Raw genomic sequence first — 531 nt, forward strand, 5'->3', positions numbered from 1 at the left:
TTCAAGCCGAACGTGATCCTCAAAATCGATGAGGTCTGGGAGGTGAAGCGCAAGGCTTTCGAGATCCTCGCCGCCCAGAAGCATCTTTGGGAGTATTACACGCGCGTTGCCTTGAACCGTGGCGTCCAGGGCGGGCGAAACTCCGGCAAAGCCATGACCTATGGCGAGGCCTATCAGCGCCTCTTCCCGGAAGCCTTGGAGACGCTGGCATGACCCCCGTCGTCATCCGCACCGACAAACGCGCCGCCGCTTCCGATATTGCGACCCTCGCCGAGGTCGGCGTTTCGACCAGCCATGAGGCGATGGGCCGAAGCGGTCTGATGAAGCCTTACATGCGGCCGATCTATGCGGGAGCTCAGATCGCCGGCAATGCCGTTACGGTGCTCGCCCAGCCTGGCGACAACTGGATGATCCATGTCGCGATCGAGCAGATGAAGCCCGGCGATATCCTCGTCGTCGCCTGCACCACCGACAACACCGACGGCATGTTCGGCGACCTTCTCGCGACCTCGCTCAAGGCCCGAGGCGGCC

Annotated in this window: 2 pseudogenes; both read left to right on the forward strand. The window is 62.5% G+C overall.

Going from position 1 to position 531, the window contains the following annotated elements:
- Nucleotides 1-213: pseudogene (locus ACTIFJ_RS15360) on the forward strand (PIG-L domain-containing protein); the annotation flags it as partial.
- Nucleotides 210-531, forward strand: a pseudogene (locus ACTIFJ_RS15365) (4-carboxy-4-hydroxy-2-oxoadipate aldolase/oxaloacetate decarboxylase); the annotation flags it as partial. The pseudogenes ACTIFJ_RS15360 and ACTIFJ_RS15365, both read left to right, overlap by 4 nt.

Origin of the sequence: Polymorphobacter sp. (assembly GCF_051860865.1) — a bacterium.
Taxonomy (GTDB): Bacteria; Pseudomonadota; Alphaproteobacteria; order Sphingomonadales; family Sphingomonadaceae; genus Sandarakinorhabdus.